The 24,196-nt window shown below is 39.3% G+C and carries 17 protein-coding genes, 2 tRNA genes and 3 rRNA genes; 13 read left to right on the forward strand and 9 right to left on the reverse strand.

Features of this window, described 5'->3' with window-relative positions:
• Positions 1–103 precede the first annotated feature (103 nt).
• Both FHR28_RS16550 and FHR28_RS16555 read left to right on the forward strand, forming a co-directional pair.
• Positions 104–1,090 carry a malate dehydrogenase gene (locus FHR28_RS16550; RefSeq protein ID WP_004717959.1) on the forward strand — a complete coding sequence of 329 codons (987 nt, stop codon included), beginning with the start codon at positions 104–106 and terminating at the stop codon, positions 1,088–1,090.
• 233 nt (positions 1,091–1,323) lie between these two features.
• A complete protein-coding gene (locus FHR28_RS16555; RefSeq protein ID WP_166783088.1) occupies positions 1,324–1,578 on the forward strand; it encodes a DUF2789 family protein in 255 nt (84 codons plus the stop codon).
• Between the two features lie 129 nt (positions 1,579–1,707).
• On the opposite strand, the gene FHR28_RS16560 is transcribed toward FHR28_RS16555, so the two are convergent.
• Together FHR28_RS16560 and FHR28_RS16565 are read right to left on the reverse strand one after the other, a co-directional pair.
• Positions 1,708–2,235 carry a hypothetical protein gene (locus tag FHR28_RS16560; RefSeq protein ID WP_004717956.1) on the reverse strand — a complete coding sequence of 176 codons (528 nt, stop codon included), beginning with the start codon at positions 2,233–2,235 and terminating at the stop codon, positions 1,708–1,710.
• Between the two features lie 104 nt (positions 2,236–2,339).
• Positions 2,340–2,942 (reverse strand): 2OG-Fe(II) oxygenase, encoded by a 603-nt coding sequence (locus FHR28_RS16565; protein WP_004717953.1) that lies wholly within the window; start codon positions 2,940–2,942, stop codon positions 2,340–2,342.
• Between the two features lie 116 nt (positions 2,943–3,058).
• On the opposite strand from FHR28_RS16565, the gene FHR28_RS16570 reads away from it, so the two are divergent.
• The 8 genes from FHR28_RS16570 (at position 3,059) to rrf (ending at position 11,804) form a co-directional block, all read left to right on the forward strand.
• On the forward strand, positions 3,059–3,916 hold the full coding sequence (locus tag FHR28_RS16570; protein ID WP_004717951.1) for a 23S rRNA (adenine(2030)-N(6))-methyltransferase RlmJ: 858 nt from the start codon (positions 3,059–3,061) through the stop codon (positions 3,914–3,916).
• Positions 3,917–4,080: 164 nt separating this feature from the next.
• Complete coding sequence (pssA, locus tag FHR28_RS16575; RefSeq protein ID WP_105713951.1) at positions 4,081–4,908, forward strand: CDP-diacylglycerol--serine O-phosphatidyltransferase; 828 nt, start codon at positions 4,081–4,083, stop codon at positions 4,906–4,908.
• Positions 4,909–4,942: 34 nt separating this feature from the next.
• On the forward strand, positions 4,943–6,028 hold the full coding sequence (locus FHR28_RS16580; RefSeq protein WP_166783089.1) for a DUF6670 family protein: 1,086 nt from the start codon (positions 4,943–4,945) through the stop codon (positions 6,026–6,028).
• A gap of 471 nt (positions 6,029–6,499) precedes the next feature.
• A 16S ribosomal RNA gene (locus FHR28_RS16585) occupies positions 6,500–8,038 on the forward strand.
• A gap of 59 nt (positions 8,039–8,097) precedes the next feature.
• Positions 8,098–8,174: transfer RNA gene (locus tag FHR28_RS16590), tRNA-Ile, on the forward strand.
• A 44-nt stretch (positions 8,175–8,218) separates the two neighbouring features.
• Positions 8,219–8,294: transfer RNA gene (locus FHR28_RS16595), tRNA-Ala, on the forward strand.
• A 337-nt stretch (positions 8,295–8,631) separates the two neighbouring features.
• Positions 8,632–11,522 (forward strand): 23S ribosomal RNA (locus FHR28_RS16600).
• A gap of 167 nt (positions 11,523–11,689) precedes the next feature.
• Positions 11,690–11,804: ribosomal RNA gene (gene rrf / locus FHR28_RS16605) — 5S ribosomal RNA — on the forward strand.
• Together the 16S, 23S and 5S rRNA genes with 2 tRNA genes alongside form the textbook arrangement of a ribosomal RNA operon.
• 136 nt (positions 11,805–11,940) lie before the next feature.
• Here rrf and FHR28_RS16610 read toward each other — a convergent pair.
• Complete coding sequence (locus tag FHR28_RS16610) at positions 11,941–13,314, reverse strand: dihydrolipoyl dehydrogenase (RefSeq protein ID WP_166783090.1); 1,374 nt, start codon at positions 13,312–13,314, stop codon at positions 11,941–11,943.
• A gap of 210 nt (positions 13,315–13,524) precedes the next feature.
• Here FHR28_RS16610 and FHR28_RS16615 point away from each other — a divergent pair, with 210 nt between their 5' ends.
• On the forward strand, positions 13,525–18,012 hold the full coding sequence (locus tag FHR28_RS16615) for a hypothetical protein (RefSeq protein ID WP_166783091.1): 4,488 nt from the start codon (positions 13,525–13,527) through the stop codon (positions 18,010–18,012).
• 350 nt (positions 18,013–18,362) lie between these two features.
• Here FHR28_RS16615 and FHR28_RS16620 read toward each other — a convergent pair whose 3' ends face one another.
• The 4 genes from FHR28_RS16620 to thyA all read right to left on the reverse strand — a co-directional run bounded on the left by FHR28_RS16620 (position 18,363) and on the right by thyA (position 21,408).
• Entirely contained in the window at positions 18,363–18,803 is a 441-nt protein-coding gene (locus tag FHR28_RS16620; protein ID WP_105713387.1) for an META domain-containing protein, read from the reverse strand.
• 77 nt (positions 18,804–18,880) lie between these two features.
• Positions 18,881–19,942 (reverse strand): DUF4105 domain-containing protein, encoded by a 1,062-nt coding sequence (locus tag FHR28_RS16625; protein WP_166783092.1) that lies wholly within the window; start codon positions 19,940–19,942, stop codon positions 18,881–18,883.
• A gap of 31 nt (positions 19,943–19,973) precedes the next feature.
• Positions 19,974–20,486: a dihydrofolate reductase gene (locus FHR28_RS16630; protein ID WP_105713385.1), complete on the reverse strand. Its 513-nt coding sequence runs from the start codon at positions 20,484–20,486 to the stop codon at positions 19,974–19,976.
• A gap of 79 nt (positions 20,487–20,565) precedes the next feature.
• Positions 20,566–21,408 carry a thymidylate synthase gene (gene thyA, locus FHR28_RS16635; protein ID WP_166783093.1) on the reverse strand — a complete coding sequence of 281 codons (843 nt, stop codon included), beginning with the start codon at positions 21,406–21,408 and terminating at the stop codon, positions 20,566–20,568.
• Between the two features lie 174 nt (positions 21,409–21,582).
• Here thyA and FHR28_RS16640 point away from each other — a divergent pair, with 174 nt between their 5' ends.
• Both FHR28_RS16640 and FHR28_RS16645 read left to right on the forward strand, forming a co-directional pair.
• The gene (locus FHR28_RS16640) at positions 21,583–22,380 is read left to right on the forward strand and encodes a YwqG family protein (RefSeq protein ID WP_166783094.1); all 798 of its coding nucleotides are present in this window, start codon (positions 21,583–21,585) and stop codon (positions 22,378–22,380) included.
• Between the two features lie 407 nt (positions 22,381–22,787).
• Positions 22,788–23,315: a hypothetical protein gene (locus FHR28_RS16645; RefSeq protein ID WP_004726489.1), complete on the forward strand. Its 528-nt coding sequence runs from the start codon at positions 22,788–22,790 to the stop codon at positions 23,313–23,315.
• Between the two features lie 108 nt (positions 23,316–23,423).
• Here the strand turns inward: FHR28_RS16645 and FHR28_RS16650 are convergent, their stop codons facing one another.
• Both FHR28_RS16650 and FHR28_RS16655 read right to left on the reverse strand, forming a co-directional pair.
• Complete coding sequence (locus FHR28_RS16650) at positions 23,424–23,795, reverse strand: hypothetical protein (RefSeq protein WP_166783095.1); 372 nt, start codon at positions 23,793–23,795, stop codon at positions 23,424–23,426.
• Entirely contained in the window at positions 23,795–24,181 is a 387-nt protein-coding gene (locus FHR28_RS16655; protein ID WP_166783096.1) for a hypothetical protein, read from the reverse strand. Before FHR28_RS16655 ends, FHR28_RS16650 begins: the two co-directional genes overlap by 1 nt.
• Positions 24,182–24,196: the final 15 nt, after the last annotated feature.

Here is a 24,196-nt window from a genome sequence, read left to right on the forward strand (position 1 = left end):
AACTGTTAAAGGATTGGAGTACAATCTTTGCCGTTTATGATAATTCGATTAAAACGGATTTAACCGTTTAATCACATTAACGATCCTCATTGGAGATAATTACATGAAGCAACCTGTTCGCGTTGCCGTTACTGGCGCAGCTGGTCAAATCGGTTACAGCTTATTATTCCGTATCGCTAGCGGTGAAATGCTTGGTAAAGACCAACCCGTTATTTTGCAATTGTTAGAAGTTCCATTTGAGAAAGCTCAAGCTGCGCTTAAAGGCGTAATGATGGAATTAGATGACTGTGCTTTCCCATTATTGGCTGGCATGATCGGTACTGATGATCCAAAAGTTGCATTTAAAGATGCTGACTACGCGTTATTGGTTGGTTCACGTCCACGCGGTCCTGGTATGGAACGTGCTGACTTGTTGAAAGTGAACGGTGAAATCTTCATTGGTCAAGGCCAAGCACTTAACGAAGTTGCGAGCCGTGACGTTAAAGTACTTGTTGTAGGTAACCCTGCAAATACAAATGCTTATATCGCAATGAAATCTGCTCCAGATCTTCCAGCGAAGAACTTTACAGCAATGTTACGTCTTGACCACAACCGTGCGTTGACTCAAATTGCTCAAAAAGCGGGTGTTGCTGTAGCGGATATCAAAAACCTTACAGTTTGGGGTAACCACTCTCCAACAATGTATGCGGACTACCGTTTTGCAACTGCAAATGGCGTAAGCTTAAAAGACAAAATCAACGATGCTGATTGGAACGCAAACGTATTCCTTCCAACTGTTGGTAAACGTGGTGCTGCAATCATTGAAGCGCGTGGTCTTTCTTCTGCTGCTTCTGCTGCAAATGCTGCGATCGATCATATGCGTGATTGGGCGCTTGGCACCAATGGCGAATGGGTAACAATGGGTATTCCTTCTGACGGTTCTTATGGAATTCCTGAAGGTGTGATGTACGGTGTTCCTGTAATTTGTGAAAATGGCGAATACACTCGTGTTGAAGGCTTAGAAATTGATGCATTCAGCCGTGAACGTATGGACAAAACACTTCAAGAACTTGAAGAAGAGCGCGCAGCTATTGCTGATATGCTTAAATAATTAAAAATTAATCTGTTAAAGATTAATTTTGAAAAAGCACTCTATTTTGAGTGCTTTTTTTATGCTTCAAATCGAATATTCTGAGAATCGATAATTGATATTAAGCCAACATTTGTTTGTTTTTTAATCACAAATTGAAACAAGAAAATTAAAATCTAGACTATCTTTTAAAATTATTTTCTTATAAGTTAATTGAATAAAAGATGACAAATAAATTTATATAAGGAGGCAATATGCTCAGGACGAACACACCATCCTTAGAATTACTATTTTCTCAACTTGGTTTGGCAAATAGTCCAGCAGCAATTGAGCTATATATACGCACTCATCAATTGCCAGCAAATCTTTCATTACATGAAGCGCCGTTTTGGAATAAATCTCAACGTGACTTATTAATCAGTCATTTGGTACAAGATGATGCTTGGGCAATTTGGATTGATGAGTTAAACCAACAATTACATCTAGATGCATATAAGCTAACAGCCTAATGATTTAGTTTCCCCCAGAGCAACAAAAAAGATGGCCGTTATGGCCATCTTTTCTATTTCGCATCGATCAAATTAGCATTGATCAAAACGAATAACAAATTGAGTTATTTTGAATGTGCATAGTGCTGATCAATGTAATTTAGACTGAATCATTTGACTAAACCAAGTTTCATTGCGAACAGGTCTAAAGGCAGTGTGTTGTTGCAGTAAGGCTAAATCAAAATCAGCTGTCTTGATATATTTACTCAGCCAGTGACGAGTCAGTGCAAATTCATTTTTACTCACAGATGCATAAGCCAACATAAAGTAAATATCAGCATGATGATGTTGTGCCAAAGGTTTTAAAATCTGCTGCGTAATCAAGGCATAACGTGATTCTTTGGTCAATTCAAAGTAAATCATATAGGCTTTGGCCAAATGCAAAGAAAGCTGAATGTAGACTGACATTGGCATTTCTTCATATTCAAATCGTGCAGTTTCAAGTAAAACAATGGCTTCTTGCAAGAAATGAATTTGTTCCTGCTTTGAATGACTTTGAGTGACCAGCTGTAAGCGTAAGTCCCCACGTTCAAGTGCAAGTTCAGGTGTATTGCCTGACAAATACAATTGATCTGTTTCCCCAATACGCGAGATGATTTGTTTTGTATTATCAAACATGTGCTGAATCCTCTGAATTTATGAAGAGTATTATGAGGTCTATTTCAATAATTTAAAGCTTGGCCTATAGAGATACAGCGTTGCAAATTTGAAAACTGAGTATATTACAACACAGTATTGTCGCTTCTTAGCCATGCGGTAATTGATAGTCGCTGATGTTTGGCTTCTAGCACTTCATGTAATAAATCACTTTGGAACATGGCAATACGATTAGGCTGGGGATCTATTGTATGCCAAACATTATTTTTATCCTGTAAGTGTAACTTTCCGCCCCAGTCATCCTGCCATTCTTGGTGTAGATAATACACCGTAGAAATCATACGACCATTTTTACCTTGTGGATTATCGCGATGAAGTGCATAGAATTCACCTGCGTTATAGCAAGCAAAATGTGCTTCTACATCCTGAATGCCTAAATAAAATGAGTAGTTTAAAATTTGCGAGAGCTGTTTGAGTGCATCAATATGTTGTTGTGCGATCGTGAGCTCTTCATTGATCCACAAGATATGGTCGCTGCGAATATTGCTGATCACACCATTTTGAATTGCTGCTTCACGAAAGCGATTTAAATTTGAAGTACATTCTGCAACCAGTTGAAGTCCGTATTCAGCGGAGTAAGCATGATCAATAATGGTAAATCCATGTTGATCTAAATCATCAAGAATTTGATCAACATTCCATGACTTTGGGAGTAGCAGCGCTTCCATAAATTACCAAAAAATAGTGCAATAAAGATATGTTGTTATATTAGAACAAACGATGGACAGTGAAGAAATATTTTTTCGTGTTAAAATGATTATTGAACTCAGGAATTAATCGAAACATGAATTACCGTCACCATTTCCATGCAGGCAACTTTGCCGATGTCATGAAACATGTGTTATTGCTGCAACTTTTGACACGTCTAAATACTAAAGACAAACCATATCGCTATATAGATACACATGGTGGTGCAGGTAAATATGATTTATCTACTTCTGAAGCACAAAAATCAGGTGAATTCTTAACGGGGATTCATCGTCTGGTTAAGCTTGATGAGTCGATTAAACGTAATGCGCCTGAAGGTGTAAAACAATATCTTAAAATTGTTGAAGATATGCGTGCAGGTTCAGGTAAAGGCGCTTATCCAGGTTCACCGTGGTTTGCACTTGAAGGCATGCGTGATATTGATAAAGCGACTATTTTTGAAATGCAGCGTGATGTGTTCCAACAATTGTATTTTAATATTCGCGATAAACGTGCGGGTTTACATGAGCGTGATGCTTATGAAGGTCTTTTGGGGGTTATTCCACCAAAAGAAAAACGTGGTTTGGTGATGATCGATCCACCTTATGAATTAGAACGTAAAGACTTTCCGCAATTGGTCGAGTTGATTGCCACCGCACATAAAAAATGGCCAACAGGTGTATTTGCCATTTGGTATCCAATTAAAGACCGTGCCATGATTGATCGTTTTGAAAAGAAAATGATGAAAACAGGGATTCGCCGTCAGTTGGTTTGTGAAGTTTGTGTTTGGCCAGATGACACACCAGTCGGCTTGAATGGTTGTGGTTTGTTGGTGATTAACCCACCTTGGAAATTCTCTAACGATGCTGATGAGGCATTACAATGGTTGTTCCCACATTTACGTATGAGTGAAAATGGTGGACATGCTGCTGTTCGCTGGTTAGTGGGTGAATAATCCATTCGATTGGATATCAACAGAAACATGAACGATGGTGTGAATTACAAATTAAGACGAAATACATTGAGTAATTCACATCAATTTCACTTAAAAATGAATGTGATAAAATATTTAAGTGAGATATCAACAGCTCCATAAGAGCCATAGATAGGATTCAAAAAATGACAAATATAAATAAACCAGAAAGCCCAAACTCTTCTAATCAAGACCATGGATTTGATGGCATTACTTTTGAAGTGGAAGAAGAAGAGCATACCCATGAAGGGCAGAAGGTCAAACGTCGCGGAATCTATTTGTGGCCTAACCTGATTACAACATCTGCGTTGTTATCTGGCTTTTACTCGATCATTGCCAGTATGAATGGTGACTTCACTCAAGCCGTTTATGCGATTTTCCTTGCAGCACTATTTGATGGTTTAGATGGTCGTGTTGCTCGTGCAATTGGTGCACAAAGTGCTTTTGGTGAACAATTCGATTCACTTTCTGATCTCTTGGCATTTGGTGTTGCGCCAGCAATTTTGATGTATAGCTGGAGTTTGCATGATCTCGGGCGAATTGGCTTGGCTGCTTGTTTTGTTTATACCGCATGTGCTGCATTTCGTTTAGCCCGCTTTAATGTACAAATTGGTGTGGTCGATAAGCGTTATTTCATCGGTGTGGCAAGCCCATTGGCAGCGATTATTATTATTGCATGGGTATGGGTTGGACAAGATTTTACCTATATTTTTGATTTAAAAGATGTTGCAATTCAAGCGACCAATGCATTTGTTATCATTGCAGTAGGTTTGTTGATGATATCAAATATCAAATATTATTCTTTTAAAACAGTAGACCGTAAACGTGTTCCATTCTTTGTGTTGCCTATAGCAGTTTTTATCCTTGCAGCAATCACTTATAATATTCCTGTAGGGATTTTAGTCATTTCGATTATCTATGCGATTTCTGGTTTTGTGACAACATTCTTAGCGAGAAAGACTACTGTTGAATAAAATGTAAAAAGATAAAAAGGTAAGGGGGCTTGATATGCGGTTGTTTCAAGATTTCTTAGATCAGTCTAAACAGCTGAATCAAGCTCAAAAGCCTATAGAACTTTGCTGTCATCCCCCACAAGACAGATATAAAATTATTCATCAAAAATTAGTGCTTGCCAATTTACCTGCACCGTTGCATTACCTCAATTTTTTTAGTTTGATTGGACAGCCCAATAGTCCTGTTTTTTGCAATAACAATGAAATCTCAACAACTGCTTTAGATACAGCAACCTTACTGGTCAGCTCCAGCCCCCATATGGTGGGACAATTAAACTCATACTCAATTCAGCATGAATGCCAATTTCACCTTGATGAAAATAGCAATGTGACCTATACATTTGGTCAAAAAGAAAAAGTGTTTGGAAAAATTCCTGATTTTACTATTCAAAGACAAGATGACGAATTGAGTGTGAATTTAAGCATTACAACAATGCCTTTAATTTCTCATTTTATTCATTTGAAATTTGGATTTGCACAGCACTGGTCTTTGGTTGCGCATTGTAAAGGGACAATTCAATACAAAGATCAAAATTACCAAATTGAACAAAATGCTGTTTTTGAATATATGAAAACAGTGAATTTTCCTTATCTGCCTTATGCGCTGTATACATATCAATTGATTCAAGTGAATGATGATCTACAGATTATTTTTATGCATAGTCGTGATCAGATGAATAATATTTTACATTCACGTGTCTATATTCGAGATATTCAAAACAATGAAACAAAAATGCTTGATCGACAGGTCTGTTTCAATATTCATCGGGTGTTCCCTAAAGTGACAACAGTAAATCATCAGGAGATGTATTTACCACGCGAGTTTGAATGGCAATATCAAGATGAAAATACCAAAATTGATATTCAAGCACAAAGCCGTGGTGATTATAAATTTGGCTTAGCCGCGGGTTATGTTGGAAGTTTTGTTTATCAACTACATCTCAATGATGAATATTATCAAGGTGAGGGTGGTTACTGTGAATATATAGATTGCCGCCCTTTAAAATGGCAGGAAATAGATAAAGACAATAAATTATCAAATAAATCGAGCAGTCCTGTGCTGATCATGCTTAAAAAATAGACCAAAAAACAGGAATAAGGCCAATTTAGAAGAATAAATAAGCAAGTGATAGATAAAATGAAAAATAATTAAAAAAAGGGGTTGTGTTGGATTGGGAATGCTGTAGAATGCACATCCATCGGCGGTGATGTTAAATAAAACTTCTGATAAATCAGGCACTTGATTAAGTTGTTAAGATTTCGAATTGAGATTTTAAGATGAGGTTGAAGTTGGGTTTGTTAGAAAAAATAATTAACATTATTGATTGACTTTTTAGAGATAGAGAGTAGTATAGCCGACCTAGCTTGATGCTGACGAAGCATTGAGAAGATCATTAAGAGAATATGAAGAACAACTTGTGTGGATTTTTACTGATTGATTGATCGAAATATTATCATTGATTGATTGGTTTAAATTACTCGAAGTTTATTTGAGAGAATTTGTCAGTACATTGATGAGCCAGAATTGTGACCTTAAGTCACTAATGATTTTTAACTGAAGAGTTTGATCATGGCTCAGATTGAACGCTGGCGGCAGGCTTAACACATGCAAGTCGAGCGGGGGAGGTTGCTTCGGTAACTGACCTAGCGGCGGACGGGTGAGTAATACTTAGGAATCTGCCTATTAATGGGGGACAACATCTCGAAAGGGATGCTAATACCGCATACGCCCTACGGGGGAAAGCAGGGGATCACTTGTGACCTTGCGTTAATAGATGAGCCTAAGTCGGATTAGCTAGTTGGTGGGGTAAAGGCCTACCAAGGCGACGATCTGTAGCGGGTCTGAGAGGATGATCCGCCACACTGGGACTGAGACACGGCCCAGACTCCTACGGGAGGCAGCAGTGGGGAATATTGGACAATGGGGGGAACCCTGATCCAGCCATGCCGCGTGTGTGAAGAAGGCCTTATGGTTGTAAAGCACTTTAAGCGAGGAGGAGGCTCTCTTGGTTAATACCCAAGATGAGTGGACGTTACTCGCAGAATAAGCACCGGCTAACTCTGTGCCAGCAGCCGCGGTAATACAGAGGGTGCGAGCGTTAATCGGATTTACTGGGCGTAAAGCGTGCGTAGGCGGCTTTTTAAGTCGGATGTGAAATCCCCGAGCTTAACTTGGGAATTGCATTCGATACTGGGAAGCTAGAGTATGGGAGAGGATGGTAGAATTCCAGGTGTAGCGGTGAAATGCGTAGAGATCTGGAGGAATACCGATGGCGAAGGCAGCCATCTGGCCTAATACTGACGCTGAGGTACGAAAGCATGGGGAGCAAACAGGATTAGATACCCTGGTAGTCCATGCCGTAAACGATGTCTACTAGCCGTTGGGGCCTTTGAGGCTTTAGTGGCGCAGCTAACGCGATAAGTAGACCGCCTGGGGAGTACGGTCGCAAGACTAAAACTCAAATGAATTGACGGGGGCCCGCACAAGCGGTGGAGCATGTGGTTTAATTCGATGCAACGCGAAGAACCTTACCTGGTCTTGACATAGTAAGAACTTTCCAGAGATGGATTGGTGCCTTCGGGAACTTACATACAGGTGCTGCATGGCTGTCGTCAGCTCGTGTCGTGAGATGTTGGGTTAAGTCCCGCAACGAGCGCAACCCTTTTCCTTATTTGCCAGCACTTCGGGTGGGAACTTTAAGGATACTGCCAGTGACAAACTGGAGGAAGGCGGGGACGACGTCAAGTCATCATGGCCCTTACGACCAGGGCTACACACGTGCTACAATGGTCGGTACAAAGGGTTGCTACCTAGCGATAGGATGCTAATCTCAAAAAGCCGATCGTAGTCCGGATTGGAGTCTGCAACTCGACTCCATGAAGTCGGAATCGCTAGTAATCGCGGATCAGAATGCCGCGGTGAATACGTTCCCGGGCCTTGTACACACCGCCCGTCACACCATGGGAGTTTGTTGCACCAGAAGTAGGTAGTCTAACCGTAAGGAGGACGCTTACCACGGTGTGGCCGATGACTGGGGTGAAGTCGTAACAAGGTAGCCGTAGGGGAACCTGCGGCTGGATCACCTCCTTAACGAAAGATTGACGATTGGTAAGAATCCACAACAAGTTGTTCTTCATTGATGTATCTGAGGGTCTGTAGCTCAGTTGGTTAGAGCACACGCTTGATAAGCGTGGGGTCACAAGTTCAAGTCTTGTCAGACCCACCAAGTCTACTGAACACAGAAGAGCAGATATATTAAGATCTTAAGCTGGGGACTTAGCTTAGTTGGTAGAGCGCCTGCTTTGCACGCAGGAGGTCAACGGTTCGACTCCGTTAGTCTCCACCACTAATTAAAGACTAAGTGATTACAGAACTTAGTAAGCAGATAGCTTATTAAGTTCTGTGATTTATCACAGTTAACTACTCGCTGACGAGGCGGTAGTGAATCATTAACAGAATATATTTGAGTTGAAATAATTGTTTAAACTCGTTTTAGTTGATGTTAGCAAGCAATTGTTAATGTTGAATGAAATGAGCACTAGCGATAAAACTGAATCAAGCGTTTTGGTATATGAATTAAATTGAAGCTGTATAGTGATTAAATTCACAGGCAACAAATAGAAGTGATTAAGTTCACATTGTTGATCCTCCTTGTAGGGATTAACGACTGTTTGGGGTTGTATAGTCAAGTAATTAAGTGCATGTGGTGGATGCCTTGGCAGTCAGAGGCGATGAAAGACGTAATAGCCTGCGATAAGCTTCGGGGAGGCGGCAAATATCCTGTGATCCGGAGATTTCTGAATGGGGAAACCCACTTACCATAAGGTAGGTATCGCATGATGAATACATAGTCATGCGAGGCGAACGAGGGGAAGTGAAACATCTCAGTACCCTTAGGAAAAGAAATCAATTGAGATTCCCTCAGTAGCGGCGAGCGAACGGGGATCAGCCCATTAAGTTATATGTGTTTTAGCGGAAAGCTCTGGGAAGTGCTACCGTAGAGGGTGATAGTCCCGTACACGAAAGGGCACATATAATGATGACGAGTAGGGCGAGGCACGTGAAACCTTGTCTGAATATGGGGGGACCATCCTCCAAGGCTAAATACTCCTGACTGACCGATAGTGAACCAGTACCGTGAGGGAAAGGCGAAAAGAACCCCTGTGAGGGGAGTGAAATAGATCCTGAAACCGCATGCATACAAGCAGTGGGAGCCAACTTGTTTGGTGACTGCGTACCTTTTGTATAATGGGTCAGCGACTTATATTCAGTAGCAAGGTTAACCGTATAGGGGAGCCGTAGAGAAATCGAGTCTTAATAGGGCGTTTAGTTGCTGGGTATAGACCCGAAACCGGGTGATCTATCCATGAGCAGGTTGAAGGTTGGGTAACACTAACTGGAGGACCGAACCCACTGTCGTTGAAAAGCCAGGGGATGACTTGTGGATAGGGGTGAAAGGCTAATCAAACTCGGTGATAGCTGGTTCTCCCCGAAAGCTATTTAGGTAGCGCCTCGGACGAATACCATAGGGGGTAGAGCACTGTTTCGGCTAGGGGGTCATCCCGACTTACCAAACCGATGCAAACTCCGAATACCTATGAGTACTATCCGGGAGACAGACTGCGGGTGCTAACGTCCGTAGTCAAGAGGAAAACAATCCAGACCGCCAGCTAAGGCCCCCAAATTATAGTTAAGTGGGAAACGATGTGGGAAGGCATAGACAGCTAGGAGGTTGGCTTAGAAGCAGCCACCCTTTAAAGAAAGCGTAATAGCTCACTAGTCGAGTCGGCCTGCGCGGAAGATGTAACGGGGCTAAAACTATATGCCGAAGCTGCGGATGTATACTATGTATACGTGGTAGGGGAGCGTTCTGTAAGCCGATGAAGGTGTATTGAGAAGTATGCTGGAGGTATCAGAAGTGCGAATGCTGACGTGAGTAACGACAAAACGGGTGAAAAACCCGTTCGCTGAAAGACCAAGGGTTCCAGTCCAACGTTAATCGGGGCTGGGTGAGTCGACCCCTAAGGCGAGGCCGAGAGGCGTAGTCGATGGGAAATTGGTTAATATTCCAATACTTCTGTGTAATGCGATGAGAGGACGGAGAAAGTTAAGTCAGCCTGGCGTTGGTTGTCCAGGTGAAAGGCAGTAGGCATGCATCTTAGGCAAATCCGGGGTGCTCTATGCTGAGAGCTGATAGCAAGCTAGTTTACTAGCGAAGTGGCTGATACTATGCTTCCAGGAAAAGTCTCTAAGCTTCAGTTACACAGGAATCGTACCCTAAACCGACACAGGTGGTCAGGTCGAGTAGACCAAAGCGCTTGAGAGAACTCTGCTGAAGGAACTAGGCAAAATGGTACCGTAACTTCGGGAGAAGGTACGCTGCTGACGGTGATAGGACTTGCTCCTTGAGCTATTGGCAGCCACAGAAACCAGGCCCCTGCAACTGTTTATTAAAAACATAGCACTCTGCAAACACGAAAGTGGACGTATAGGGTGTGATGCCTGCCCGGTGCTGGAAGGTTAATTGATGGGGTTAGCGTAAGCGAAGCTCTTGATCGAAGCCCCAGTAAACGGCGGCCGTAACTATAACGGTCCTAAGGTAGCGAAATTCCTTGTCGGGTAAGTTCCGACCTGCACGAATGGCATAATGATGGGGGCGCTGTCTCCAGCAGAGGCTCAGTGAAATCGAAATCGCCGTGAAGATGCGGTGTACCCGCGGCTAGACGGAAAGACCCCGTGAACCTTTACTGCAGCTTGACATTGAACTTTGATCTTACTTGTGTAGGATAGGTGGGAGGCTTTGAAGTAGTGACGCCAGTTGCTATGGAGCCATCCTTGAAATACCACCCTGGTAATATTGAGGTTCTAACTCTGTCCCGTTATCCGGGACGAGGACCATGTCTGGTGGGTAGTTTGACTGGGGCGGTCTCCTCCTAAAGAGTAACGGAGGAGTACGAAGGTGCGCTCAGCGTGGTCGGAAATCACGCGTAGAGTATAAAGGCAAAAGCGCGCTTAACTGCGAGACCCACAAGTCGAGCAGGTACGAAAGTAGGTCTTAGTGATCCGGTGGTTCTGTATGGAAGGGCCATCGCTCAACGGATAAAAGGTACTCTGGGGATAACAGGCTGATACCGCCCAAGAGTTCATATCGACGGCGGTGTTTGGCACCTCGATGTCGGCTCATCTCATCCTGGGGCTGAAGCAGGTCCCAAGGGTATGGCTGTTCGCCATTTAAAGAGGTACGCGAGCTGGGTTTAGAACGTCGTGAGACAGTTCGGTCCCTATCTACCGTGGGCGTTGGAAATTTGAGAGGATCTGCTCCTAGTACGAGAGGACCAGAGTGGACGAACCTCTGGTGTACCGGTTGTGACGCCAGTCGCATCGCCGGGTAGCTATGTTCGGAAGGGATAACCGCTGAAAGCATCTAAGCGGGAAGCCTACCTCAAGATAAGATTTCCCTAGGACTTTATGTCCTCTAAAGAGCCGTTGAAGACTACGACGTTGATAGGTTGGATGTGGAAGTGCGGTGACGCATGAAGCTGACCAATACTAATTGCTCGTGAGGCTTGACTATACAACACCCAAGCAGTTGTATACGAAGCATCATTTGATTCATAAAAGATCAAACATACTTGATTTAGTTGTAAAGCTAGTTACAATACCCAACTCAAATGTTCTGTTAAACTCATTTGGTACGAAGTAAGGCATTTAAATAAGACCCGAACAAGTCCATAACAGTTTGCTGGCGACAATAGCAAGAGTGAACCACCTGATCCCTTCCCGAACTCAGAAGTGAAACCTCTTAGCGCTGATGGTAGTGTGGGGTTACCCATGTGAGAGTAAGTCATCGCCAGCTTTTAAATCTAAAACACCCCGATCTCTAGCGAGCGGGGTGTTTTTTTATGCCCAGATGAAAGAAAAAGATAAGAAATTAAGAAGCAAAATAAAAGCTCTATTCTTTAAAATAGAGCTTAATTTGATAGGTAAAAACGTTATTTAAGCTGTCTTCGGGCATGTTTTAATGCCGTTCTTAAGCCTTCTTCCAAGGTTGGATGATAAAAAGGTTTTGCTAATATCTCATCAATTGTCAGCTGTTCTGCAATGATCCAAGAGAGTAAGTGGGTCATATGTTCGGCAGACTCAACAAAAAGTTCAGCACCTAAGAGTTTTCTGCTTTGCTGATCTACATAAACTTCAACAGCACCTTTATTTTTACCTAAAACCAATGCACGACCTTGCTTTTCATAAGAGGCAAAACCTGTAATAAATGTTGTGTCTGATTTTGACAACGTGGCAAAGTTTTGCCCAGCAATCCCCATTTCAGGACTACAGAACACGATACCTAAAGGGGATAGGTTATTTAAATGCTGAATATTGGGAAAATTTAAACAACTTGAAACGACATTTCTTCCTTCATTCGCAGCCTCATGTTGTAAAGGTGTTTGAGTAAAAGCATCACCAATAATAAATATTGGGAAATCAGCCAATTGTTTAGTGGTGTGATGAACCGGTAATTGTTTTAAATCTGAGAATGTCTGATCAATGTTTTCGAGGGACAAGGTTGATAAGTTTGTAGCACGACCAGTCGCATTTAAAATATAGTCAACCTGTATGGATTTAGATTCATTATTTTCGATAAATGATATTTCAACACCATTTTCAAGATCTTGGATTGAATCAGGTAAAATTTCAAATTTAATATTCAGTTCTTTAGATAATTCCGCTTGAGCGATTTCTTGTAAATTAGGGCTACTAAGCACCCCCACTTTTTTGCTTCTTGCAAAAACAGTCGTAGTTACACCTAAGCGGTGCATCGCTTGAGCTAATTCAATTGCAATCACACCACTGCCGATCACGGCAATAGACTTAGGCAGTGTTTCAAGCTCAAATACTTCATCTGAAGTAATCAGTTTATTGCCTATTTTATTTTTCCAATCTTGGTTATAGGTCGGCGTTGAACCTACAGCAAGAATAAATGATTTAGATTGATAATGTTTTCCATCGACCTCAACAGTATTTGCATTTACAAATTTAGCTTCGCCATCAATTTTATGCGCAGTTTCCCAACTTTCTACATCTTTAAGCGTCGCGCGGGCAAAGCGGTCACGTAAATCTCTGACATGTTGCATAACTTGACGTGTATCGATTTCTGCTTTTACCTCTAAAGCGACTTCATTGGCATTTTGAATGTCATACATTCGATTTGCAGTTGAAATGAGAACTTTACTTGGCATACAACCAACACGCACACAGGTTGTATCCCATGGACCTTTATTGATAATCAGTATGTTAGATGTATATTTGATTGCTTCTTTATATGCACTAATACCCGCTGTTCCTGCGCCAATGATGATGATGTCGTACATTTCTGCTCCTAATTCTATGATATCAAAGTATTTTAAATCAATATTTAAGAAATACTGTCTAATACCTACACTTGGAATGTTGTCAAATTATATTTTTTCAACATATCACAAGTATTCGATTGAAAAAAATTGTAGATTTGAGTACATTTCGTGTAAAAGCCATAAAAGTATTTTTAGGGCAAATTTATACTAAATAAAACGGAACAAATTATGACTTATTTAACAAGTTTAAAAGAAATTGGGGTAAAAGCGACAGTTCTTGCTTCTTCATTGGCTTTAGTTGCTTGCGGTGGAGGTGGAGGAGGTTATTATGGAGATGATAATAAAAATACAGGAGGAACAGGCGGTGGGACTGATGGAAATGGTTCAACCACAGACCCTAAAAAAGTTGTGGAAAGCTTGGGAGTGACTCTACAAAGTGCAGATGCTAAGCCAATTGAAGTTGTTTATGATAATTCTAAAATTTTAGTCTCAGTTCAAGCTTTGAACAGTGATAAAGGTGGTGTAGCGGCTAAATTGATCAATTTGTCGATTGCAGATAGTGAAAATCTGGGTGTAACGAGTAAGAGTTCACAAGTGACTACAGGGGATGATGGTCTCGCAGTATTTGAACTAAATATTCCTGCAATGAATGCTGCTTCTGGCAAAGTACAACTTACAGCAATTGTAGATGGAACCACAATTAAACAGACTTATACACTGAATATTAAAAAAACAAGTACAATTCAAAGTGAATATAACCTTAAAATCCAACAGGGAGTTGTGCTTAATCTACCAAAAGGCACAGCTTCTATAACTGCTCAAGTGACTGATAAAAATGGTGGCGTAAAGCAGAATCAAACAGTCTCTTTAGCCTTACCTGCTGAAATGCAAGGTAAATTCTCTATTTCAACAGGTTCAAGTTTAATTACTGATAGTTCTGGTAATGCTACTTTTACAATTGTTGCAAATAGCGATTTAACAGCAGATGATATTGCTAAATTGGCTTCAACTTCTGCAAATTTAGATTTTAAATTAGTAGATGAGTTTAAAGCTGAAAGCAAAGCTAACGCATCAATTACATTTAAAGATGTTACTCAAATTGTTCAAAAATTAGAAATAGTTACTGAAGATAACCCTATTGTTGCTCAAGGTGGAACAACGAAAGTAATCGTTGTTGCAAAGAATAGTGATGGAAAGCTTCTCACTAGTAGAAAAGTAAAATTATCTTTTACTGATAAGAGTGAGGCATATGGTGTAACGATTGATCAACCAGAAGTGATGACGGACGCCAAAGGTTACGCGACATTTACACTTAAATCTGCATCGTCTTATCCAATCGCATTATCTCAACAAGGTATTAATTTAAAAGCAGCATATAGTGAATCTGCTGATATCTTTGCGACATCAACGGTTAAAGTAACGACTGCAGATACTGGTGCATCCAACCAGCTTGGACTTCAACGTCTTGAAATCGATTCCTCATATCAAATTAATGCAAAAAACGATTCGGTTACGATTAGAGTTAAAGGAATTAATAATAAAGGTGAAGCAGCAACTCAAGGTAAAGTAAAGCTGGGTTTAAATTCAGAGGCTAATTCCAATGGTGTTTCGTTTATTGCAGGAGATGGTACGGCAAATGCAGAGCAAACATTTGATGCTAATGGTTATGTCCGATTCACTATAAAAACAAATGCGATGACTTCAGAAGCGATTGAAGCTTTAGTAAAGTCAGGAATTACAGCAACATTTACGGCGGATAATAGTGTAACGAACAGTATTAAAATAGCCGTAAAAGATGGAGCAAAGTCTGAGGAAGCGTTAAGTTATCTTTCAATAGATCCAATTAATGCAGCTTATGATTACACGAAGGATCAGACTATTGTTGTTAAAGTTAAAGCTATAGGTATAAAAGGTAGCCCATTAAAAGGAGAGACTATTAATCTAGGCTTTAGTAAAGCTTATTCAGTTCCAGAACTACAAAACTTAGGCTTGACCTTAACCAGCCCTGCAGAAGCACTTACAGATGGAACAGGCTATGCTACATTTACCTATCAATATAAAGCAGATATCGATAATCTAACTCAGCCAGAATTGGTGAAAAATGGGGTAGGACTAATTGCGAAATCAGTCAATGGTACTGCTGCAGCAAGTACAGTGAATCTCAATTTTAAACCGCCAGTAATACAAGGTGAAGTTGATTTAGATTATTTGAAAGTTGGTGTGCCTACAGGTAGTTTGGTTTTAGATACAAATCAAGAAAAACCTATTACTGTAACAGTAGATGCGATGGGTACCAATGGTGAAATTTTACCGAATCAAAAAGTGTCAATAGGACTTAATGAGGCCTCGATCAATAATGGTGTTAGTTTTGATACAAATACCACAACGACAATGGTGACTAATGCTCAAGGCAAAGTAACATTTAATCTAAAGGTAAAAGCGAGTAATAGTACAGAGTTAACAAATTTAATTGCAAATGGTATTACTGTTGCGATTAAGGGGCTACGTAAAGATGGTTCGGTTTATACAGTGACACGTAAGATTGAAATTGCTAAACCTGCGGTTTCAATTCCAAATTTAGATGCATTAAATCTCAGCTATGATGTCCAAACCGTTTCGGTCTTAGGCGGTGAAGTACGCGTTAAAGTAATTGCCAAAGATGAGAATGGAACAATTATTCCGAATACTCCAGTTGCGATTGCTTTATCAAGTCTAGCAGGTTCAAGAGTGTCTTTGTCAGATGCTACTGTTACGACGAATAGTAAAGGGGAAGCAGAGTTTACGATTAAAGTTTCAGAAGGTTTATATGATGCAAACTTAATTAAGAATGGTATTACTTTTGCTGTAGTTGGAACCAACCTTAACAATGGTGATCGTATCCAGCAGACGGGTACTATTCAAGTTGCTATTCCTCAAGATTCTGTAAACCTTCGTTTAACTGCTGATAAAAAAGAATTAGAATTTGGTAAGAGTTATCAAGTTCAAGTTGCAGTAAAAGATGAATTAGGTGCGAATACAGGCTATCCAGTTAACTTAGCTTTAAATAAAGAAGCTTATGATGCTGGAATTCGATTAAGTAATGATTCATTAGTAACTGCTGCAAATGGTCAGACGCCAATAACAATTGTGATTCCAAAAGACATTCCAAGTGCTGCTAAGCAAGCATTAATTGATTTGGGTTCTAAGGCAATTCAAATCAAAGGTACGATAAAAAATCCAAAAGGTGTTGATGTTGTATCTACGTTAGAGTTCAGTGTTTTTGAAGCTGTTAATCCAAATCATTTAACTATAGGCTCTTCTAAATCCAGTTTAAGTGTTTCTGGTGATAAAACAATTGTTACAGTGCAATTGCTGGATAATAATGGTTTGCCTGTTAAAGATGAAGAGGTAACTTTAGCTGCGAATAATTCTGCAACATTAATTATTGGTACACCTGGTGATGGACATCCAACAAATACAAGTAAACCACAGACAGTAAAAACAGATTCAACAGGAAATGCTTTCTTCTCTGTAGAAGTCGATGGTAATACTGCGGATGCAGATTTATTGTTGGCAAGTGGTATTGAACTCACAGCAAGTAATACCAATACAAATGGCGCCTTAACAACACAGATTTATCGTTTAACTGCATTTAAACCTTCACCAACAGCACCTCAACCTGCGCGTTATAACTTACGAATCGAATCAAATAAAGCTACTCTAAATGTACGCAATGATTTGGCTGATGTGAAAGTAACATTAGTAGATCAAAGTGGTGGTGGTGTTGCAAATAAATATGTAAACCTGAGCATTAATGATTTTCTTCAAAATGGTACAATTATTGTTGGTGCATCTGGACTTACTACAGACCAAAATGGACAAGCCATATTTAAAGTTAAGATTGATGAGAATGCTCGTAATGCGGCATATACTGCTGCGGCATTTGATAGTGACGATTTAAATTTAACAGCAACATTCAGTGAAGCTGGGTATTTAGACGCAACTCAAATCTCACGTATTGATGTTATACAATCAGCAGTACAGAATCCTATTGCATCTATTGTCATCGGTGTTAATCCTACAGAAACAGGTACTTCGACTGATGGTGTGTACTATACAAGAAACCTTTCGGTTAGCGTTGTGGACTTCGATGGTAAGCCATTAGCCAATCAAAAAGTGGAAATGGATATAAATCCAACAAGCTATTTAAAAGGTCGCTTTATCTGGGCCTTAGCACCTATTGCTGGATCTAATCCAAAAGCAAAATGGGTTGGACCTGGTGATAATTATTATTTAGATAATCCAAATAATTATATTGATTCCAATGGTGCAGTGATGAATAACAATGGAACGCCAGCAGATACAACAGATGATTATATTGTATCAACGATAGTGAATCCATTACGTGGATGTGCAGTAAGTTCACCATATAGCGCGATTACCAATAGTGAAGTCAACAATATCCCTGTTAAAGTACCAACATTCTTAGGTCAAGGGGCAACGGCAACATATACAACAGATGCTGAAGGGAAATTTGATTTTGTGATTCGTTATCCGAAGATTTATGCACAATGGCTTAACATTCAAATAGGTGCATCTTCACAAGTTGCAACCCTACCATTTAGAACGACGTATAATTTAGGATTATCTTCAGTAACTACTGATTACAGTACTGATGGGACATACGGACCAAATTTAAACAGTCCTTATGGTATTAATACGATTACATGCCCATAATTTTTATTGATCAAAAAACAGCGCTTCGGCGCTGTTTTTTTATTTAACAGATGTTCCCATACTTACCCCAACCGTAGGTCTTACATTCATTGAACTACATGCAGATAAAAGTAGACATGAGATCAAGATAAGGCCAATAACTTTCATAGAAATATCCAAACTTTAAGTTGTTGTTATTCTAATCCCATTGATAAGACGGCGTGTGTAGTAAAATTATTGTCTTTCATTGATTGAGTTAAAAATTTTTATTCGATTTCACTGTTGGTATTGGATTTTATAATTGGAGGGGTTTAAAAGCCTAAAATTTTAAGCTTTTAAACAGGAGTATACAAATAAGTGATTCGGTGATGTTATGGCGTTGTAAATTGCAAAACACGATTGCCATATTGATCTACTAACTTTAACGTTTTGTCATAGACTTGATAACCTTTCACCTTATTAAGTGCTTCAGTATAGTCAGCCGCAAGTTTCATAGTGTCCTGACAATACATACGAGTAGAGCCGAGTTGTCCTAAGGTTAAGTGTTGTCCTTTGATCGCATAGGCACCCATAATGCGATTACAACCATCTGCACCACTTACCCGTAAATCTGAACCAAATTGAATACTTGGTACGTTGTGAGCATTTGACGTTGCTTTATATTCTGTTGCACCAATATGCGTAAGTGTCCAATTTTTGTTTTGCAACAAACTTAAATTTTGGCTTTGTTGATCGGCACTTGGTGTAGATGCACATCCAGAAAACAAGAGCGTTGCTGTGATGAATGTGGTTGCGATTATGGATTTAAACATGCGTATTCTCCTAATTTTAATCATTATATAAACAAAATTGAGTTAAACCATAAAGACGGGCTGACTAAAGTTATACATTATTGAGTATGGTCTTCAGGTAAACCAAAACGAATCACTTTAGAAAAGTTATCGCTATTTTGATATTTAAACTGAGCATATTCAGCCGTTCTTGGATTGATATGTGCTTTTTTATACCATTCTTTGATTGACCATTGATGATTTAATGCACCCAAATCATAAAGATAATTGGGTAAATAACCTGAAGCCAATAAGCGATAATCTGTTGGTAATTTTTCAGGGGAAATCGCCTGAACCATATCAAAAACCAAAGTTGTACAGTTACTGGTTAGGGTGTTGTACCACTTTGGATGTTCTGCTAAAGCGGAAGATTTCAAAAGATATTCTTCAAATAATGCTTTGGTCTCTGCTTTCGGTAATTGAATCGGGAAAAAATAAACCTGTTCACCTCGAATATTACTTCGTGTATAAACAATATCTTTTTCATCTGCAGCGATTAGGCTTAGCTCAAACTGTCTAAAAAAACCACCAATTGCAGAAAAGTTTTCATTTTTTTCTTTCCGGATTTCGATGGAAAAAACAAGTGGACGTTGATTTAAAAAATCAAAGCTGACCAAGGTATGGGCAATCTGTGGTCCCATCCAATAAGAGGTGATGATATTGACGCCTGTAATCTCATCTAAGTTGTAGCTTCTGGTTTCCCAGCGTTCGTCATATTGATCAGGGGAGTGCCAATTAAAGTTGCGGACATTATGAATCGTGACAAGATTACCTTGTTGCTCGTAAGTAAAAATTCTGGAAACTTCTGGACTCCATTGACGATCTTGCTGCGCAGGAATATTAAAGTACCAAATTAAGCTGATAATAAAGGCGATGATATAGATCAGACTGTCAGTTTTTCGGCTAAATATATTTTTAGTAAAATAGATTCCAAGAATACTCAGTGCAAAAATAATCCAAATAGGGATGATGATATAACTAAAAACTTTTCCTAAGGGGTGTTGAATCCAAATCGCGAAACAAAACCACAGGCTGCTCAATATGACAAATAAGCTAAACAAGGAATGGATTATCCCCATTCCAAGTGTATGCAGTATTGATCTTGTTTTTAAGCTATCCATAAGCCACTATTTTTGTTCATAAAGTTCAGTGCTATTTTCGGTATGTTGCAAACTCAAAAGCAATAGCTGTTTTGTCATCAACATGTGACTCGCTCGCAACTTTTTTAAATTCCGTTGGAATTTCTGGATAATACGCATCACCTTGTACATCGAGCTCAATGTGGGTGAGCTCTAAACGATCGGCAATGTGCATGGTTTGTTTAAAAATTTCACCACCACCAATGATAAAGATACTGGCAGGTTTTTCTGATGCCAATACATCAGGAATCGCTTGCTCCAAAGCAGCATCTATACTATGGGCCGTTTTAACCCCAGCAAAGCTCCAATCCTGATCACGGGTAATTACCCAATTGACACGTTTAGGTAATGCACGTCCCATCGATTCAAGCGTTTTTCGTCCCATCACCACAACACCACCTTGGGTGATTTCTTTGAAGTGCTTAAGGTCTGCTGAAATATGCCATGGAAGATCGTTCGCTTTACCAATGCAGCGTTGTTGATCCATTGCAACGACATGCACAATTTCAAAGTTTTTAAATGTCATAATGAATTCGCTTATTATCCATTGGAAAATTTTCCCTCCTATTGCAAGGAGGGAATAAGGAAAGACTGAATTAAAATATTTAAACAGCTACAGGTGCTTTAATTGCAGGATGTGACTCATAACCTGTAATTTCAATATCTTCAAATTTAAAGTCAAAAATATCCTTAATTTGAGGATTTAACTTGAGTTGACACAATGGTAAGGGGTCACGTGTTAACTGAAGTTTTGCTTGTTCAAAATGGTTAACATATAAATGTGTATCACCGCCAGTCCAGACAAAATCACCTACGCCTAAACCACAAACTTGAGCAATCATATGAGTCAGTAGAGCATAGCTGGCAATATTAAATGGCACCCCTAGAAAAACATCTGCGCTACGTTGATAAAGTTGGCAAGACAACTTTCCATCCTGAACAAAAAATTGGAATAAAGTGTGGCATGGCGGTAAGGCAACTTTACCGGCTTCATTTGGATTCCAGCCAGACACAATCAAACGACGTGAGTTTGGATTGGTCTTGATTTCATTGACCAACCAACTGATTTGGTCAAAACCATCATTTTCAAACAAACCATTGTCTTTTTGCGTTGCGCCAAAGTTACGCCATTGATGACCATAGACTGGGCCCAATTCACCCTCAGGACGTCCAAAACGGGCAGTCTGCTCAGCGGTAGACCATTCGTCCCAGATTGAAACTTTATTGTCTTTTAAATATTGAACATTGGTGTCGCCTTTTAGGAACCACAGCAGTTCAATCACAATTGAGCGGAAATGAACTTTTTTAGTGGTCAGTAGAGGAAACCCTTTTGACAAGTCAAAACGCATTTGATGACCAAATACAGAACGAGTACCTGTACCAGTACGATCACCTTTGTCACCGCCATCGTCTAGGATATGTTGTAGAAGGTCTAAATACGCTTTCATATAGTTTCCAATTTGGGGAGTTTATACGACACAAATGACAGATTATGTCGCATGATTACCCATTCGTAATGTTTCTGAATAGCTTCAGAGTTTATACTAATCTCACTTTCTTTTTAAGCTAGATTATTTTCTGTTTTGCATCCATCTAACATCTAAAACTAAGAGTATTTGAAAATGAGTATAAATTTGAATGAGCTCCCAGCATGTTTACAGCCTTATAAAACGCAAATTATTGCGACAAAAAAAGACAGTATAGAAATATCATTATTGCCCGCTGAAGATTTACAGATTTGGCAAAGTAAAGTGGGTGGAAATCCTTATTTACCTGTAGGAAAGCAATATCCACAGAGCGCGGAGGGGGATGACTTACAATTATTGGCGCAGATCAATTTTGCAGAAGTGCCAGAAAATCAACATTATCCAAAGTCTGGAATTTTACAGTTTTTTATCAATCCGCATGATGATTTATATGGTCTCAATTTTGATGATCAAAAAAAGCAAGATGGCTTTCGCGTGGTTTTCTATGACAAGATTGAGCAAGATCTTGCACTTTTACAAAGCGATTTTCCAAGTTTTGCTGAGGACGATATTTATAGTCCTATCGCAGGGCAATCTGCGATTCAGTTTGAGAAGGCTGAAAGCTATATTGATATGAACAATTTTGATTTTGCCCAAAAAGTCACAGACCCTTATGAAAGAGACGATGAAGAAGAGTTTTGTGATGAATACAGTGAAGTTTTTTCAGCAAGCGGACATCGTTTAGGGGGATATCCATTTTTTACTCAATCTGATCCGCGTGAATACAATGAATCTATTCAAGATTATATTTTGCTGTTGCAGATTGATACAGGTGAAGCCGAAGGTATTGAGATCATGTGGGGCGACTCAGGTGTAGGGAACTTCTTTATTCATCCTGATGATCTTGAAAAAAGAGATTTCTCTAAAGTGGTGTATAACTGGGATTGTTATTAAGCACCGACGGCATAATTTCTAAAAAGCTGATGTTGATAACGTCAGCTTTTTATTGAAAAAATCTTTCTTTAGCATACGATTTTGCTGCATTTATAAAACAAAAGTGTGACTGAATTGACAGTTTAATGTGTTGATTAAATTAAGAAAATATTTTAATGATACGGCCGAGTAAACTTTTATTGATTAAATTTTAAACAAACAAACCTAAATGATGAATTGTGTAATGTCAGCAGTTTCAGTAGCTTGAGGCGTTACAAATGAGATTTATTAACACTTACATATTTTTTTACATGTTTTAAGTCTACATTTTAAGAATTGCTGATTACTATTCATGGCTTGTGAAAAGTTGTTATTGGTTTAAACAAGGTGGTTTGAATCAATTCAAAAGGGCAGTTTGAGGACAATGCATGATTTACGACCACAATGTTAATATGAATGAATACGTGAATCCCACGGTTCATATTCAGATTCGATCGGAAAATCAAAATAATAATTTTCGACCAGATGAATACTTAAAAAATAAAGCATTTGAAACTTTTAAAAATCAAACTGAAGCATTTAAGAAAGAAAGCTTAATCGATATTAGTAAATTTACTGAAAAACTTGTCAGTATGTCACGTAGTACTACTGCACATCGTTGTGCAAGATATGTGCGTATAGCGCTTGAATCAGCTGGTGCACGTTTTTCTGATCATCCTGTTGCGGCTTCAGATTGGGGTTCGACTTTAACTGAGATTGGTTATAAGCAAATCCGTCCTGACTTTGATAATCCTCAAGAAGGTGATATTTATATCATCAACAGTACCAGTCGCCATCGTTATGGCCATATTGCCGGATTTACAGGTTCTCAATGGGTTTCTGATTTTAGACAACGTAGTTACGATGTGTATAAAGACCCAAATGTAACCTATGAATATTATCGTCTAGCTGCTTAGTTTCACAGTCAAAAGCATTTAATCTATTACGGATTAAAAGATAAAAAAGGAAGCTTTTGGAATGAAAGGCTTCCTTTTTTATTACTATGCTTTTTTACTACAACACCTTTAGTCAAAACGTTTTGCGCGATTTTGATAAATTGACATGATAAATAGACCCAATGCAGCAAAGCCAACCGCTTGAATCGAGGTCAATATTTTATGTTGTGCGGGTAAAAAAGCCATTAAAAGCATAAGTGCAAGCAATGGGTAGATTGAAAATAAACTTTTAAAACCTTGAGCATAGACATTATGTTGAGCAATTTTTAGCCCCAGCATTCTTAACAAATGTGTAGAGATTCCAATTGCTAAACATGTCACGGTAAACGTTGGACTTAACTTCTCAATCGTGGCGCAATAATAAATTATCACACAGGTTAAGATTGAGATGATCACTTTCATTTCACGGCTACAGCGCGCTGAATACCAAAAATCTAACATTATTTAGATACTTGTTCAGATGAGTTTTTATTGAGTAGCGAGAGTGGTGAAAAAATACAAACCGCTAGGGCCATAAAGCCAATACCTTGAGCGCCTGGGATTAAAATTTCACCATTGTTCATGTTTTTAAAAACCAATGCCAAAACTAAAGCCAGTGGAATCCAGGTCAATAAACGATAAAGAAATCCTGTTGGACGTTGAGCTGCAAAATGAACCTTACAGTATCGACAAATCAGAAAAATAATACCTGTACCTGCAAAAAGTAAAATATTATCAGGGGTTAGAGGCTGGTACCAATATAGTCCAATACTGACTAGTGCCAATAAAATAAGAAAAATGAGCTTCTTTGCAACCGAGACTTTAGGATCAAACCAAAATTCAAGCATAGTGATTTCGTTTAA

The sequence above is a fragment of the Acinetobacter sp. BIGb0196 genome (assembly GCF_011759595.1).
Taxonomy (GTDB): Bacteria; Pseudomonadota; Gammaproteobacteria; order Pseudomonadales; family Moraxellaceae; genus Acinetobacter; species Acinetobacter guillouiae.

Bases quoted from the DNA above. Each gene is read 5' to 3' on its own strand.
- FHR28_RS16550 (WP_004717959.1), top strand. From the start codon at position 104: ATGAAGCAACCTGTTCGCGTTGCCGTTACTGGCGCAGCTGGTCAAATC.
- FHR28_RS16555 (WP_166783088.1), top strand. From the start codon at position 1,324: ATGCTCAGGACGAACACACCATCCTTAGAATTACTATTTTCTCAACTT.
- FHR28_RS16560 (WP_004717956.1), bottom strand. From the start codon at position 2,235: ATGTTTGATAATACAAAACAAATCATCTCGCGTATTGGGGAAACAGAT.
- FHR28_RS16565 (WP_004717953.1), bottom strand. From the start codon at position 2,942: ATGGAAGCGCTGCTACTCCCAAAGTCATGGAATGTTGATCAAATTCTT.
- FHR28_RS16570 (WP_004717951.1), top strand. From the start codon at position 3,059: ATGAATTACCGTCACCATTTCCATGCAGGCAACTTTGCCGATGTCATG.
- pssA (WP_105713951.1), top strand. From the start codon at position 4,081: ATGACAAATATAAATAAACCAGAAAGCCCAAACTCTTCTAATCAAGAC.
- FHR28_RS16580 (WP_166783089.1), top strand. From the start codon at position 4,943: ATGCGGTTGTTTCAAGATTTCTTAGATCAGTCTAAACAGCTGAATCAA.
- FHR28_RS16610 (WP_166783090.1), bottom strand. From the start codon at position 13,314: ATGTACGACATCATCATCATTGGCGCAGGAACAGCGGGTATTAGTGCA.
- FHR28_RS16615 (WP_166783091.1), top strand. From the start codon at position 13,525: ATGACTTATTTAACAAGTTTAAAAGAAATTGGGGTAAAAGCGACAGTT.
- FHR28_RS16620 (WP_105713387.1), bottom strand. From the start codon at position 18,803: ATGTTTAAATCCATAATCGCAACCACATTCATCACAGCAACGCTCTTG.
- FHR28_RS16625 (WP_166783092.1), bottom strand. From the start codon at position 19,942: ATGGATAGCTTAAAAACAAGATCAATACTGCATACACTTGGAATGGGG.
- FHR28_RS16630 (WP_105713385.1), bottom strand. From the start codon at position 20,486: ATGACATTTAAAAACTTTGAAATTGTGCATGTCGTTGCAATGGATCAA.
- thyA (WP_166783093.1), bottom strand. From the start codon at position 21,408: ATGAAAGCGTATTTAGACCTTCTACAACATATCCTAGACGATGGCGGT.
- FHR28_RS16640 (WP_166783094.1), top strand. From the start codon at position 21,583: ATGAGTATAAATTTGAATGAGCTCCCAGCATGTTTACAGCCTTATAAA.
- FHR28_RS16645 (WP_004726489.1), top strand. From the start codon at position 22,788: ATGATTTACGACCACAATGTTAATATGAATGAATACGTGAATCCCACG.
- FHR28_RS16650 (WP_166783095.1), bottom strand. From the start codon at position 23,795: ATGTTAGATTTTTGGTATTCAGCGCGCTGTAGCCGTGAAATGAAAGTG.
- FHR28_RS16655 (WP_166783096.1), bottom strand. From the start codon at position 24,181: ATGCTTGAATTTTGGTTTGATCCTAAAGTCTCGGTTGCAAAGAAGCTC.